Below are 13,255 nucleotides of genomic sequence, written 5' to 3'. Positions count from 1 at the left end.
GAAACCGGCCGCCGCAGCGGGCCGGCGATCGAAGAGGCCCCATTCTGCGCGCCAAATTTCGTTGCCGATAGAGCCACTTCACGCGCGCCCGCCGGACCACCTTGCCGCCGCGCACGCGGCCCCAAATGACAACACCCCGCAGGCCGGGGGCATGCGGGGTGTTGTCATGGCGCACGCGGCGCCCGGTCTGGCCGGCTTAGTGCTTGAGGTAGGTGTCCAGCCAGTCCAGCACCGTGTGGTGCCACAGCAGCGAGTTGGCCGGCTTGAGCACCCAGTGGTTCTCGTCCGGGAACATCAGCAGCTTGCTGGGAATGCCGCGCCGCTGCAGGGCCGTGAACGTGCCCAGGCCTTGCGTGGTGGGAATGCGGAAGTCCTGGTCGCCTTGCACCACCAGCATCGGCGTCTTCCAGTTCGTCACCAGGCTGACGGGATTGAACTTTTCATGGTTCTGCGGCACGTTGAAGTAGCTGCCGCCGTTTTCCCATTCCGTGAACCAGATTTCCTCGGTGGCGTAGGCCATGCCGCGCGTGTCGAACACGCCATCGTGGTTGACGATGCAGCGGAAGCCGTCGGACCAGTTACCCTCGATCCAGTTCATCATGTAACCGCCGTAGGAGGCGCCCAGCGCGCAGCTGCGCCCCGTGTCGAGCCAGGGGAAGCGCTGGGCCGCCGCGGCCAGGCCCAGCTTCAAGTCCTGCAGCGGCTTGCCGCCCCAGTCGCCGCTGATGGAGTCGGTGAATTTCTGGCCGTAGCCGGTCGAGCCGTGGAAGTCGATGAACACGGTGGCATAGCCGGCGCCCGCGTACACCTGCGGGTTCCAGCGGTAGCTCCAGGCGTTGCCGAAGCTGCCCTGGGGGCCGCCGTGGACCAGGAAAGCGACCGGGTATTTGGCGCCGGGCGCGGCATTCCAGGGCTTGGTGACGTAGCCGTACACGGTGTCGCCGTTGGCGCCTTTGAACGAGAACTGCTCATATTCGCCCATCTTGACGTCGGCCAGCGCCTGCGCGTTCAGCCACGTCAGCTGCACGGCCTGCTCCGGCGCCGCACCCAGTTTCTGCTTGTACAGCTGGGCGCCCGAGGCCAGGTCGGCGCGCGCCATGACCACCGTGTCGCGCTGCACGTCGAAGCCGTGCACGCTGCCCTTGCCGCTCAGCGCGCTGACCTTGCCGCTGGCCGCGTCGATGGCGAACAGGCGGTGCTGGCCCACGTCGTCGGCCGTGGCCAGCAGCTGCTTGCCGTCCGGGCTCCAGCCATAGTCGGCGATGGAACGGTCCCAGTCGCCGGCCACGGTGCGCCGCTTGCCCGAGGCCACATCCATCAGCACCAGGTGGAAACGGTCCGCCTCGAAACCGGGCCGGTCCATGGCCAGCCAGGCCAGGGTGCGGCCGTCCGGCGAATAGATGGGCTTGCTGTCCCAGGCCGGGTTGTCGGCCGACAGGTTGCGCGGCGTACCGCCGGCGGCCGGCACCTGGTAGACGTCGAAGTTGGTCGACCACGCTTCCGTCTTGCCGGCGATGCGGGCCGAGAACACGATGCTCTGGCCGTCCGGGCTGAAATGGTATTCCGCATGGTCGCCGAACGGCTTGGACGGCACGTCGCCATCCAGCGTGCCGCTCAGGCTGACGGGCGCGGCGCTGACCTTGCCGGTGGCGTCGATGGGCGCCGAATACAGCACGGCGTTGCGGCCGTCGGCCCAGGTGTCCCAGTGGCGCACGAACAGGCGGTCGTACACGTGGCCGCTGGCCTTGGTCTTGGCCTGGGCGTCGAGCCTGGCCTTGCTGCAGGCCAGGTCGGGGCAGTCGCGGAACACGGCCAGGCTCAGGGCCAGGCGGTCGCCCTGGGGCGACAGGCGGAAGTTGTCCACGTCCAGCGGCAAGTCCGTCACCCGCATCGCCTCGCCGCCGCCCAGCGGCAAGCGCCACACCTGCTGCGAGCCGGAACGGGACGACAGGAAGTAGATGGCGTCGCCCTTGGGCGACCATTCGGGGTCGGTGCTGCTGGCGTCGCTCTGGGTCAGGCGCTGGGGCACGGGCTTGGCGGCGCGCAGGTCCAGCATCCACAGCTGGGTGTTGCCGCGGTTCTTGTCCAGGTTGGTGGCACGCACGGTGTACACCACGCGGCTGGCGTCCGGCGCCAGCACCGGCGCGCCCACGCGCTCCATGTTGACCATATCTTCCACCGTGAAGCCGCGCGGCGCGGCCAGCGCGCTGGAGGCCGCCACGGCCGTTCCCAGCAGCAACAGACGTAATGTCATGGGTTGATCTCCGACGTAAGTATCAGTAAAGGCCGGCAGGACGCCGGCGAGCCGGACATGATACCAACTTCGCCATCAACGCGGTAAAAACTGCACACTATCGGGGTGCAGATATTGCTGGTGATCCACGCAAGCGCGCTTAGCGGTTGGGCAGGGCCACCCGCTTGCTTTCCATCATTTCATGGGGGTCGACCGTGCTCACGTTGTTGGTGCTCGAGCAGTCCTTGCGCACGATGGAGGTGCCGGTGGCGGCCTCGCTGCTGCGGCATTTGACGACAGCTGTCGCCGGCTCGGCCGTGGCGACGGTGGTGTCGGCCGGCGCGCTGGCGCAGCCGGACAACAGTGCCGCCGCGACAGCGGACAACAGGGAGAGGCGCAGGGGGATGTGAGACATAGCGATAACCTTCCATTCCGGATTGGGGGGGGATGCAGCGAATTATCATCCTAGCATTATTGAAAAATTCCGATACATATTTTTTCTGCCTGCCGCCAAAACTGTCACGCTGGCCGGCCGGACTACAAAAAGCGGCCGCGCATGGCGCGACCATACCAGCGCGGTGAAAAGTCATGCTAACCTGAAGTCATGGCGGTGCTCCGTGCACGCTTGGACCTCCACAGGATCGGACTATGGCAACTGGCAAGTCGATGCGCGCATGGCTACTGGGTTCGCTGCTGGCAGCGCTGGTGAGCGCGGCGCACGCGGCGCCGCAGGCGCCGCTGACGCTGTGCTTCGAGGACGTGGCGCAGCGGCCATGGAGCGTACCAGCCGCCGCCGGCCTCAATTTCGACCTGCTCAACCGGGTACAGCGCGAACTGGGCGAACAGTTCAGCTACGCGGCCAAGCCGTGGCGGCGCTGCATGGAGGAACTCAGGGCCGGTACGGTGGACGGCGTGATCGCGGCCGCCGACGCGGGGCCGCGGCGGCGCTACGCCATCGTCCCCACGCTGCCCGACGGCAGCGCCGATCCGGCCCGCGCCCTGTACCAGGATGACGTCAACGTGTTCCTGCGGGTGGGCGGCCAGGCCAGCTGGGACGGCCACCAGCTCAGCGCGCCACGGGGCGAAGTGGCCGTGCAGTCCGGCTACCTGATCGGCGCCAACCTGCGGGCCCAGGGCCTGCAGCCGCGCGAGCTGGTCAAGTCGGCCGACGACGGCTTGCGCCTGCTGGCGAGCGGCCTGTTCGACGTGGCCGTGCTGCAGGGCGCGGAAGCGAGCCGGCTGGCCCGCGCCGACCCGCGCTTTCGCGACCGCGTGCAGCAGGCATCCCCGCCCTATGCCGTGCTGGCCTTCCACCTGATGATGAGCCGCCGCGCCTACGAGCGCGACCCACAGCGCATCGAAGCGATCTGGCATGCCATCGGCGCCGTGCGCCAGTCGGCCCCCTATCGCCAGCAGGCGGCCGCGGCCGGCGTGGCGCCGCCGTAACGGCCGATGCGGCACCGGCGCAACAGCGGCCGGCATCGGCCCGCCTGGCACAGAGTGAGGCGCATATTTTTTTGCGATCTTGCCGATAATACTTGTTTTTTCCGGCATCAATCAGGCGCATAATTGCTCGCTCATGCCCCACATTGCGACGCGCTTCCGCCGGCTTAGCGCCCCGCAATACGTTTTACACGCCGGCAATGCAAGCGCCAGGATGGCCAAAAAGTTTGCAGGTTTTTTTACCCAAGTTGTGCCACACGGATAGTTGTGAACAATTGTAAAGAGACGTTGATGGCGTGCCCGACAGCGCTAAGGTGATGTTTTTTTCACCTGGCCCGGCCACCACTCAACGTATGCCTCGCAGCCGAAGTCAGACGTATTCCGGGAAAAGCTATGCTCACTGCAACCTATGTCCTGTTGACCCTGTCAATTGAACAGAAGAAAGAACGTCATTTCATCTCGCGCCTCCTGCACCACGTGCAAACCATGGCGCGCAAGCCGCAGGAACTCGACCCTGTGTACATCCAGTCCCAGCTAGACGAATTGGCCCGCTTCGCCGAAGCGCGCCACCAGCGCAAGGTAGAGGCTTGCCTGATGCCGGCCGTGCGCAACGCCACGGGCGACGCCGGCCCCCTGCTGGCCGACCTCGAATCGCTGAGCCGCCTGGGCAAGACCATGCTGGCGGCCGTGCGCAAATGCCTGCGCCGTGCCATGCGCCGCAGCGCCGTGCACGGCACCTTCCTGTGCCGCACCATCGACATGTATTGCCAGAACCTGCTGCAACGGCTGGACAAGGAAGAGCGGGAATTGCTGCCGCTGGCCCAGCGCGTGATCCGCAGCGAGGAATGGTTCGAAATCGGCAGCATGTTCCTGACCCAGGATGAAGCAGACGGAACGACCGAGCGCCAGCCGGCGCCGCGCGCACGCCCCAACTACCGCGGCGGCCAGCCACAGCTGATGCCGGCCGGCTGAAGCGCCCCGCTGCCTGCCAGACGACACTGGCGCCGCCGCGCGCCGGTGTTTCCCCGCTGACACTCTTGGGCTAGAATCGTGGCCGCATGGCGATCCCATGCTCCCGTTCACCCAACAGAATAGCGAACCTCCACCATGCGTTTTGCTTTGCCTCTTGCCGCCGCCCTGCTGGCGGCCGGCGCCGCGTCCGCGGCCACCCCCACCCCGATCACGCTCGACCAGGCCATGGCCCATCCCGACTGGATAGGCACGCCAGTCGAGGCCGCCTGGTGGGGCTGGGACAGCCGCCACCTCTATTTCAAGCAAAAACGCAGCGGTTCGCCCCTGCGCGACATCTGGCAGGCCGGCACGGCCGCGCCGGCCGTGGTCGGCGACAGCCAGCTGGCCGGCATCGACAGCCCGGCCATGGTGTACAACCGCGACCACTCGCGCGCCGTCCTGCTGCGCAACGGTGACCTGTTCGAGCGCGACCTGAAGACGGGCGCCCTGACCCAGATCGTGCGCGGCAGCACCCCGGCCGCCGCGCCCCAGTACGGGGCCGATGGCGCCCATGTGCAGTTTCGCATCGGCCAGGACTGGTACAGCTGGAGCCGCGCCGAGCGCCTGGTGACGCCGGTGGCCCTGCTGCGCACGGTCAAGGACCCGGACGCCAGGCCGGAGGCCGACCTGCTGCGCGACCTGCAGCTGCGCCTGCTGACCACGGTGGCGCGCCAGAAACAGGAACGGGAGCAGGAACGGGAACAGGGCCAGGCCCAGCGCCGCGCCGATCCTACCCGCGCGCCCCTGCCCGTCTACCTGGGCGACAAGGTCGACATCAGCGGCAGCGCCCTGTCGCCGGACGGGCGCTACCTGCTGGTGGTGACCACGCCGCGCGACAGCGCCAAGGCGCCGCGCGACAAGATGGCCCGCTTCGTCACCGAGTCCGGCTTCGAGGAAGCGGTGGACCAGCGCCAGCGCGTGGCCCACGACGGCCCCGTGCCGCAGACGCTCAAGCTGGTCGACCTGGCCACCCGCACCGTGCGCGAGCTGCCGTATGACAGCCTGCCCGGCATCGCCACCGACCCGCTGGCCGAGCTGCGCGCGGCGCAGAAGCTGCCGGCCCTGAAAGGCAACCGCCCCGTGCGCGTGGACCCGGACGACGGCGTGCTGCAATGGAGCGGCGACGGCAGCCGGGCTGCCGTCATGGTGCGCGCCATCGACAACAAGGACCGCTGGATCGCCACCGTCGACCTGGCCCGCGCCACCCTGGCCAGCGTGCACCGCCTGACGGACCCGGCCTGGATCAACTACCGCGGCAACCACTTCGGCTGGCTGCCCGACAACAGCACCCTGTGGTACCAGTCCGAAGAGAGCGGCTACTCGCACCTGTACACGCTGGCCGCCGGCGGCCAGCCGCGCGCCCTCACCTCTGGCCGCTGGGAAGCGAGCCAGCCGGAATGGACGGCCGATGGCAGCCAGGTCTATTTCATCTGCAACCCCAAGCTGCCCGGCACCTATGAAGTGTGCGCCACCGCCGTCAAGGATGGCGGCCTGCGCGAAGTGACGGCCCTGGGCGGAGTGGAAAACTTCTCACTGTCGCCGGACGGGCGCAAGGTGCTGCTGCGCTACTCGGCCAGCTACCTGCCGCCGCAACTGGCCACCGTGCCGGCCGCCGGCGGCGCGCCCACCGTGCTGACGGACACCCGCTCGGCCGACTTCAAGGCCCGCAGCTGGATCGAGCCGCAACTGGTGGCCGTACCGTCCACCCACGGCGCCGCGCCCATCTGGGCCAAGCTGTACCGGCCGGCCCAGCTGGAAGCGGGCAAGCGCTACCCCATCGTCATGTTCGTGCATGGCGCCGGCTACCTGCAGAACGTCAGCCGGCGCTACCCCAACTACTTCCGCGAGCAGATGTTCCACAACCTGCTGGTGGAAAAAGGCTACCTCGTGCTGGACATGGACTACCGGGCCTCGGAAGGCTACGGCCGCGCCTGGCGCACGGCCATCTACCGCCAGATGGGCCATCCGGAACTGGAAGACTACCTGGACGGCGTGAACTGGCTGGTGGCCCAGCACCAGGGCGACGCCGGCAACGTGGGCGTGTATGGCGGCAGCTACGGCGGCTTCATGACCTTCATGGCCCTGCTGCGGGCGCCGGACGTGTTCAAGTCCGGCGCGGCGCTGCGGCCAGTGACGGACTGGACCAGCTACGAGCACGACTACACCGCCAACATCCTGAACACGCCGGAGCTGGACCCGCAGGCCTACAAGCTGTCGTCGCCGATCGAATACGCGGACCAGCTGCGCGGCAACCTGCTGATTGCCCACGGCATGGTGGACGACAATGTGTTCTACCAGGATTCCGTGCGCATGGCCCAGCGCCTGATCGAGCTGAAAAAGGATCACTGGGAACTGGCCAGCTATCCGGTGGAACGGCACGGCTTCGTGCAGCCGGAGAGCTGGTACGACGAATACCGCCGCATCTACCAGCTGTTCGAGCGCACGCTGAAATAATGGCAAGGGTGTGGCGGCGTTGAAAAATTCACCCTTGACGGCGCCCCACACCCGCCTGCTATAATTGCGGCCCTTGGCCTGGTAGCTCAGTTGGTAGAGCAGAGGACTGAAAATCCTTGTGTCGGTGGTTCGATTCCGCCCCGGGCCACCAAGAACATCCCTCACGCAACGCCCACTCATGCCAGTGGGCGTTTTTGTTTTGTGGATTGCGGCTCCTTGGCTCCGGTCCATTTCCATTTCCATTTCCGGTTCCGGTACGAGAAGTTGCGTCAGAACCTACCCCCATCATGGCGCGCGGAGGCAGACGAAGCGATTTACGCCGACGCGAGAATTGCCTCTTTGATCCAGCCGGCAAAGGCATCCATGGTCGCCAGCGTCCGCGCCGGCAAATGGCGATCTCGGGGATACAGTATCGACACGTCGGGAGCCAGCGTCTCCCACTGCGACAGGATGCGATCGAGCTTTCCTTCACGCAATGCCGGCGCCACCATGAAGTTCAGGCTTTGAACGATGCCCATGCCGGCAATCGCCAATTGCAATCGGGCGTCCGCATCGCCAACGGCTGCGATGGTTTCCGGGTAACACGGCATGTAATTGCCGTCTTCCTCGAACTCCCATTCGAGCCGCTCGCCCGATTGCGGCAGCAGGTGGTCTATCAGGCGATGGCCCGGCAAATCCTGGGGACGCTCTGGGCACCCCATCAGGCGCAGGTAGCCAGGGGAGGCGACCGTCACGCGCCGCGGCCGCCCCAGGGGCCGGCGTACCAGGTCCTGGTCCTCCAGGCCGCCGATGCGCACCGCGAAGTCGATGCCGTCCCGGACAAAATCGCCGCGCTGATCGTTCATGACCAGCTCCACATGGATTTGCGGATGCGCCGCGAACCATTGCGGCAGGCGTGGAATCAGGATGGAGCGCGCCACGGACACGTTGGCGCTCACCCGGACCCGTCCGGCCAGCGCTTGCTGAGCGTTCGTGAGCGACGCCTCCGCCTCGTCAAGCTCGCTGAGCAGGCGCCGGCAGACCTCGAAATAGCGGCTGCCGGCTTCGGTGGGTGCGACAGCCCGGGTGGTTCGTGCCAGGAGGCGCACGCCAAGCGACTGTTCAAGCCGCGCCATCCGCTCCGTCGCGTTGGACGACGACATCCCCAATGCCCGGGCGGCCTTGCCGAAGGAAGCTGCTTCCACAATCCTGACGAACAGGCGCATGGCCGCCAATTGATCGATGCGCATTCTTTACTCGCTTATGCCGAATAATATTTTCGCATTTTACGGTCTAGGCGAGTGGTGAACAACGTCCTACATTACGGTTCATTCCCATACCTTGAGGAGAACCGAATGAACTACACCACTTTGGGCCGGTCTGGATTACGGATTTCGAGGTTGACGCTCGGGGCGATGACGATTGGCGCCGGCACCGGCATCTGGGCCTCGGTGGCCGGGCTCGGTCGCGAACAGGCCGCCCGTCTCATCGGCACAGCGCTCGACCGCGGGGTGAATCTGATCGATACGGCGGACGCCTATTCGCAAGGCCAGTCCGAAACCATCGTCGGCCAAGTGCTGAAAGACCTCGCCGCCGACGAAACGCGCATGCTCGTCGCGACCAAGGTACGGTTGCGCACTGGCCCCGGCCCCAACCAGGCAGGCCTGGGCCGTTCCCACATTTTCAATACGGTGGAGACGAGTCTCAAACGGCTGGGCCGGGATCACATCGATCTGCTGCAATTGCATGACCGCGACCTGTTGACAGCGCTGGACGAAACCCTGCGTGCCCTTGATGATCTTGTGACCCAGGGCAAGATCCGGCACGTGGGCGTATGCAATTTCACGGCGTCGGAACTGGAACAGGCGCACATGATTACCGCACAGGCACATTGGGCCAGGATCACCAGTGCTCAGGTTCACTACTCGCTGGCGACGCGCGACATCGAGCACGAGATCGCGCCCGCGGCGCGCAGGCACGGCATGGCGTTGATGGTCTGGAGTCCTTTGTCCGGCGGCTATCTCAGCGGCAAATACACCGCGCCGGACGGCCGGCCTGCCGGACGCCGTACCCACTTCGACTTCCCGCCGATTGACCCGGCGACAGCCGATCCGATCGTTCACGCGTTGCGTAGCGTTGCCCAGGAATTGGACAGCACACCGTCCCAGGTCGCACTGGCGTGGTTGCTCGGGCGCGAAGAGATAGCAACGGTCATCGTCGGGGCAAGTTCCGCGGCCCAACTGAGCGAGAACTTGAAGGCGGACGAATTGGTGCTGCTCCCCGAACAGCGCGAACGTCTGCACAAGGTCTCTCAACCCAAGCTGCCCTATCCCCACTGGATGCAGCGCCTGCATGACCGGGATCGCCTGTAAGGTAGCGGATGCCACCCGGGTCTTATTCCGGGTTCCGGATTCGAGATGCAAGAAACTCAACGCGCCGATTTGCACCAGGCCGCGCTTGCCTGCCGTCCAGTTCCCGAATGCCGGCCGGCCCGGGCGACCCGCCACCATGGTCCGACAGACCGTGACGTCCTGACGGCGGCGATCGTCACGCCGCCCGTCCCCGCTCCTGTAGCCAGTCCGTAAACAGCGTCACCCGCGAGGAAGCCTGCTTGCGGCCCACCGCAAACGAGTAACACCCCGTCTCGATCGCCGCCCCATGGCGCCGCAGCGCATCGATCTGCAGCATGGCCGCGACGAACGCCTCGGGCACGACCAGCGCCCCCAGGCCTTGCGTGGCCGCCTGGATCGCCAATACCGTGTTGTCGAACTCGCAGGTCGGCGCCAGGGCCTCGGCATCCATGCCATGCGCCCTGCTCCACGCCGGCCACAGGTCGGGCCTGGAGCGGGTGCCGATGCGCGGCAGCTCGCTTAGCCACCCCATGTCCGCCCCCGCGCGCGCGGCCAGGTCCGGCATGAAGGCCGGGCTCGCCACCAGCACGGAACGCTCGCGCAAAAAGACCTGCGCCGGCAAGCCGCGCAATTCGGCCGCGTCGCGCCGCAGGAATACGTCGGCCGGCGAGGCCGGATCGATGTCGCCCTCGACGGTGCGGATCTGCACCTGGAGTTGCGGGTGACGCTGCCGCAACTCCGGCAACTGGGGGATCAGCCAGTGCATCGCCAGCGTCACGCTGGTGTCGACCAGGATGGCGAACTGCCGCTGGGCGCCGCCGTCCGGATTGAGCACCGCTTCCAGCGCCGCCATCTTTCCGCCCACGCTCTCTTGCAGCGCCTTGCCGGCCGGCGTCAGCGTGGCCGCGCCGCCGGCGCTGCGGTCGAACAGCACCTGCTTCAGGTGCGCCTCCAGCGCCTGGATCTGTCGGCTGACGGCGCCCGGCGTGAGGTGCAGCGCCTGGGCGGCGTGGCGGAAACCGCCCTCCCGCACGACGACGCAGAAAACATACAAAGCATTGAGCGGAGGACGGATAGCCATGGGCGCGGGCAAGTGTTGAGAAAAACTCAACCCATGATACCAAAATCTCGTTTGAGCGCCAGCTCAAAAAATTTCATCATTTCAATTTGATGGCGATCGGCGCGGCCGGATTGTGGGCCGATTGCGCCCCAGACGCCGTCCGCGCACGGCCGCCGCCGGCGGCTGGCGCGCTCTGAACGGAAAGGATGAACGATGGGCGAGGCATATTGGTTTTTCGTGGTCATGGTCGTGTTCACCGTCGCCAGCCCCGGTCCCGGCGTGCTGATGACGCTGGACAATGCGATTGCCGGCGGCTGGCGGGCGGCCATGCATGGCGTGCTGGGACTGGCCATCGGCGCGGCCATGATGGCGGGGCTGTGTTCGGCCGGTATCGGGCTGCTCATTCGCTCCTCGCAGCCGCTGTTCCTGCTCCTGAAATACGCCGGGGTCGCCTACCTGTTTTATCTGTCGTACAAGACCTGGCGCCGCGGCCCGCAAACGGTGCCAGGCCATGCCGGCGGCGCGGGGAACGGCGCCAAACGGGCCGCCGGGGCGGGACGCAAGCGCCTGCTGCAAGGGGCGCTATTACAAACCAGCAATCCAAAATCGCTGTTTTTCTTCCTGTCCGTGCTGCCGCAAGCGGCCCAGGGCGCCGGCGGTGAGGCCAGCCAACCGCTGCGGCTGGCGTTGGCGGTCGCGACCTATTGCCTGGTGCTGATCCTGATCCACGCACTGTACGCCGGGCTCGCCGCCCGGGCCGGCACATGGCTGAGCCAGCCCGGCACGGCCCGCCTGCTGTCGCGCCTGAGTGCGCTCATGTTCTGCGCATTCGGGGTCACGATGGTGACCTTCACGCTTTAAGGTCCGCCATACGTCAATAGCCACGCAGCATAAATTCAATACATGACTCCGCAACTGCCTGATCGCCCACGGACAACCGGCCCGCAAGCTGGCGCAGCAGCATTGCTGGCACAGCCAGCAGGTTGGGCGTGTCCAGCACGTATTCCTGGGTGTGCAGTTGAATGCGCGCTTGCGCGCCCTGGATGATGGGCCGCGGACGAACATAGCGCGCAAGCGGAATGCACCATCGGGTGCTGGTGCGCACGAAATTACTTTGCACATCCAGATACAGCGGATGACCGGCAGCCTTATTGGGATTGACGTAAATGTCAAATCTCGCCATGGTCGCCCGTCATCGCGTCAGGATGTTCCGCTAAAAAGCGCTGGAGTTGCTCTGCGGCAGTTCCCTCGGCATCCACCTGGCGCGCGTACGCTTCCAGCGCCTCCCGGTTATCGAGTGCCCACTGGGTGCAATCATCGTACCCCCCCGGTGGCGTCCAACCGTCCGGCGCGGGGACGAGGTGGGGCGCTTGGGGCGGAGCCGTCGTCACCACCCGCACCGGTAGCAGTTCGAACCTGCCGTCGGCATGAAGCACGACGTCATACAACTTGCCCGCATATTTCTTGCCCAGCGAGATCTGGCCGCTGGCGCCCACTTCTTTCAACATATGCCCTCCATGTCTTCATGCGATCATGCGGCACCTACCGGGACGTGTCAATCTGGCGCCAGCGGCAGCCCCACTTCATATGCGGTAGCGCAAACAGCTAGACACGTGTGCGGCGCTATGGCGTCACCAAAACCATCGACATGGCCGATGGGTAGGCGCACCCCGGCAGCGCGCCCGTCGCACCAGAACAAGGCAAGCGCATCCACCATGGTGCGCGCCGCTGCTTTGCGCACCAGGATCTGGCGCCGCCGCACCATCGCGGCGCCCCGCATCACCCGGCCAGCCAGACGGCCCGACTCTTGCTTAGTGATGGATAGAAGTGATTTCAGCACCACGAAATACTTTACCAATCACACCATAATTTCAGGATAGAGGAACAACATGGCATACCTGGCACCTTCAGAGTTCGTCACCAAAATGGTCGATGCGGGCGAGTCCAAGATTTACATGGCCACGCGCGATTCGCTGATCCGCGCCTACATGGCCGGCGCCATCCTGGCGCTGTCGGCCGTGTTCGCCGTCCACTGCTCGGTGCAGACCGGCATCCCGCTGGTGGGCGCGCTGCTGTTCCCGGTCGGCTTCTGCATGCTGTACCTGCTGGGCTTCGACCTGCTGACCGGCGTGCTGGTCCTCACGCCGCTGGCCTGGATCGACAAGCGCCCCGGCGTCACGCTGCGCGCCGTGCTCAAACACTGGGGCGTGGTCTTCGTCGGCAACTTCCTCGGTGCGCTGACGGTCGCCTTCCTGATGGCCATCGTGTTCACCAACGGCTTCCAGACCGAGCCGAGCAAGGTCGGCATGACCATCGCCGGCATCGGCGAGGCGCGCACGCTGGGCTACGCCAAGTTCGGCGCCTACGGCATGCTGACGCTGTTCGTGCGCGGCATGCTGTGCAACTGGATGGTGTCGACCGGCGTGGTCGGCGCCATGATCTCCACCTCCGTCAGCGGCAAGGTGATCGCCATGTGGATGCCCATCATGCTGTTCTTCGCGATGGCCTTTGAGCACTCGGTGGTCAATATGTTCCTGTTCCCGTCGGCCATGCTGATGGGCGGGAATTTCTCCATCCTCGACTATCTGATCTGGAATGAGATCCCTACCGTGCTGGGCAACCTGGTGGGCGGCCTGGCCTTCACCGGCCTCACGCTGTACACTACCCACGTCAAGACCCTGCCAAAACGCGCGCTCAAGAAGGCGGCCTAACTTGCCGCCTGTG

At 66.0% G+C, this 13,255-nt stretch carries 14 protein-coding genes and 1 tRNA gene; 7 read left to right on the top strand and 8 right to left on the bottom strand.

Annotation, left to right across the window (positions count from 1 at the left end; genetic code table 11):
- Positions 1-196: 196 nt before the first annotated feature.
- Both AC3WOS_RS10005 and AC3WOS_RS10000 read right to left on the bottom strand, forming a co-directional pair.
- The gene (locus AC3WOS_RS10005) at positions 197-2,254 is read right to left on the bottom strand and encodes a S9 family peptidase (protein WP_492715771.1); all 2,058 of its coding nucleotides are present in this window, start codon (positions 2,252-2,254) and stop codon (positions 197-199) included.
- A gap of 139 nt (positions 2,255-2,393) precedes the next feature.
- Positions 2,394-2,648, bottom strand: a complete 255-nt coding sequence (locus tag AC3WOS_RS10000; RefSeq protein ID WP_492715770.1) for a hypothetical protein — start codon at positions 2,646-2,648, stop codon at positions 2,394-2,396.
- Between the two features lie 233 nt (positions 2,649-2,881).
- Between AC3WOS_RS10000 and AC3WOS_RS09995 the strand changes: the two genes are divergently transcribed.
- The 4 genes from AC3WOS_RS09995 (at position 2,882) to AC3WOS_RS09980 (ending at position 7,292) form a co-directional block, all read left to right on the top strand.
- On the top strand, positions 2,882-3,679 hold the full coding sequence (locus tag AC3WOS_RS09995; protein WP_492715769.1) for a substrate-binding periplasmic protein: 798 nt from the start codon (positions 2,882-2,884) through the stop codon (positions 3,677-3,679).
- A gap of 390 nt (positions 3,680-4,069) precedes the next feature.
- Positions 4,070-4,648, top strand: a complete 579-nt coding sequence (locus AC3WOS_RS09990; protein ID WP_492715768.1) for a hypothetical protein — start codon at positions 4,070-4,072, stop codon at positions 4,646-4,648.
- A gap of 135 nt (positions 4,649-4,783) precedes the next feature.
- The gene (locus AC3WOS_RS09985; RefSeq protein WP_492715767.1) at positions 4,784-7,141 is read left to right on the top strand and encodes a S9 family peptidase; all 2,358 of its coding nucleotides are present in this window, start codon (positions 4,784-4,786) and stop codon (positions 7,139-7,141) included.
- Positions 7,142-7,216: 75 nt separating this feature from the next.
- A tRNA-Phe gene (locus AC3WOS_RS09980) sits at positions 7,217-7,292 on the top strand.
- Positions 7,293-7,455: 163 nt separating this feature from the next.
- Here AC3WOS_RS09980 and AC3WOS_RS09975 read toward each other — a convergent pair.
- Complete coding sequence (locus AC3WOS_RS09975; protein WP_492715766.1) at positions 7,456-8,370, bottom strand: LysR family transcriptional regulator; 915 nt, start codon at positions 8,368-8,370, stop codon at positions 7,456-7,458.
- Between the two features lie 105 nt (positions 8,371-8,475).
- Here AC3WOS_RS09975 and AC3WOS_RS09970 point away from each other — a divergent pair, with 105 nt between their 5' ends.
- A complete protein-coding gene (locus tag AC3WOS_RS09970; RefSeq protein ID WP_492715765.1) occupies positions 8,476-9,492 on the top strand; it encodes an aldo/keto reductase in 1,017 nt (338 codons plus the stop codon).
- A gap of 175 nt (positions 9,493-9,667) precedes the next feature.
- On the opposite strand, the gene AC3WOS_RS09965 is transcribed toward AC3WOS_RS09970, so the two are convergent.
- Complete coding sequence (locus AC3WOS_RS09965; protein WP_492715763.1) at positions 9,668-10,552, bottom strand: LysR family transcriptional regulator; 885 nt, start codon at positions 10,550-10,552, stop codon at positions 9,668-9,670.
- A gap of 26 nt (positions 10,553-10,578) precedes the next feature.
- On the bottom strand, positions 10,579-10,776 hold the full coding sequence (locus AC3WOS_RS09960; protein WP_492715762.1) for a hypothetical protein: 198 nt from the start codon (positions 10,774-10,776) through the stop codon (positions 10,579-10,581).
- Between the two features lie 4 nt (positions 10,777-10,780).
- Between AC3WOS_RS09960 and AC3WOS_RS09955 the strand changes: the two genes are divergently transcribed.
- The gene (locus tag AC3WOS_RS09955) at positions 10,781-11,392 is read left to right on the top strand and encodes a LysE family translocator (RefSeq protein ID WP_492715761.1); all 612 of its coding nucleotides are present in this window, start codon (positions 10,781-10,783) and stop codon (positions 11,390-11,392) included.
- Between the two features lie 13 nt (positions 11,393-11,405).
- Here AC3WOS_RS09955 and AC3WOS_RS09950 read toward each other — a convergent pair whose 3' ends face one another.
- Genes AC3WOS_RS09950 through AC3WOS_RS09940 form a run of 3 tightly spaced genes read right to left on the bottom strand, consistent with a single transcriptional unit; the run spans position 11,406 to position 12,374 of the window.
- Entirely contained in the window at positions 11,406-11,714 is a 309-nt protein-coding gene (locus AC3WOS_RS09950; RefSeq protein ID WP_492715759.1) for a CcdB family protein, read from the bottom strand.
- Positions 11,701-12,039, bottom strand: coding sequence for a type II toxin-antitoxin system CcdA family antitoxin (locus tag AC3WOS_RS09945; protein WP_492715758.1), 339 nt, complete (start codon positions 12,037-12,039; stop codon positions 11,701-11,703). Before AC3WOS_RS09945 ends, AC3WOS_RS09950 begins: the two co-directional genes overlap by 14 nt.
- Before the next feature lie 47 nt (positions 12,040-12,086).
- Positions 12,087-12,374, bottom strand: coding sequence for a hypothetical protein (locus AC3WOS_RS09940; protein ID WP_492715756.1), 288 nt, complete (start codon positions 12,372-12,374; stop codon positions 12,087-12,089).
- A gap of 46 nt (positions 12,375-12,420) precedes the next feature.
- Here AC3WOS_RS09940 and AC3WOS_RS09935 point away from each other — a divergent pair, with 46 nt between their 5' ends.
- Positions 12,421-13,242 (top strand): formate/nitrite transporter family protein, encoded by an 822-nt coding sequence (locus AC3WOS_RS09935; RefSeq protein WP_492715755.1) that lies wholly within the window; start codon positions 12,421-12,423, stop codon positions 13,240-13,242.
- Positions 13,243-13,255 lie beyond the last annotated feature (13 nt).

This window comes from Rugamonas sp. FW305-51, assembly GCF_058786935.1.
The sequence above is the reverse complement of the archived record's forward strand: the minus strand, read 5'-3'. Positions and strand labels throughout refer to the sequence as shown.

Coding starts and splice junctions, on each gene's coding strand:
- AC3WOS_RS10005 (WP_492715771.1), bottom strand. CDS start 2,254: ATGACATTACGTCTGTTGCTGCTGGGAACGGCCGTGGCGGCCTCCAGC.
- AC3WOS_RS10000 (WP_492715770.1), bottom strand. CDS start 2,648: ATGTCTCACATCCCCCTGCGCCTCTCCCTGTTGTCCGCTGTCGCGGCG.
- AC3WOS_RS09995 (WP_492715769.1), top strand. CDS start 2,882: ATGGCAACTGGCAAGTCGATGCGCGCATGGCTACTGGGTTCGCTGCTG.
- AC3WOS_RS09990 (WP_492715768.1), top strand. CDS start 4,070: ATGCTCACTGCAACCTATGTCCTGTTGACCCTGTCAATTGAACAGAAG.
- AC3WOS_RS09985 (WP_492715767.1), top strand. CDS start 4,784: ATGCGTTTTGCTTTGCCTCTTGCCGCCGCCCTGCTGGCGGCCGGCGCC.
- AC3WOS_RS09975 (WP_492715766.1), bottom strand. CDS start 8,370: ATGCGCATCGATCAATTGGCGGCCATGCGCCTGTTCGTCAGGATTGTG.
- AC3WOS_RS09970 (WP_492715765.1), top strand. CDS start 8,476: ATGAACTACACCACTTTGGGCCGGTCTGGATTACGGATTTCGAGGTTG.
- AC3WOS_RS09965 (WP_492715763.1), bottom strand. CDS start 10,552: ATGGCTATCCGTCCTCCGCTCAATGCTTTGTATGTTTTCTGCGTCGTC.
- AC3WOS_RS09960 (WP_492715762.1), bottom strand. CDS start 10,776: ATGACCACGAAAAACCAATATGCCTCGCCCATCGTTCATCCTTTCCGT.
- AC3WOS_RS09950 (WP_492715759.1), bottom strand. CDS start 11,714: ATGGCGAGATTTGACATTTACGTCAATCCCAATAAGGCTGCCGGTCAT.
- AC3WOS_RS09945 (WP_492715758.1), bottom strand. CDS start 12,039: ATGTTGAAAGAAGTGGGCGCCAGCGGCCAGATCTCGCTGGGCAAGAAA.
- AC3WOS_RS09935 (WP_492715755.1), top strand. CDS start 12,421: ATGGCATACCTGGCACCTTCAGAGTTCGTCACCAAAATGGTCGATGCG.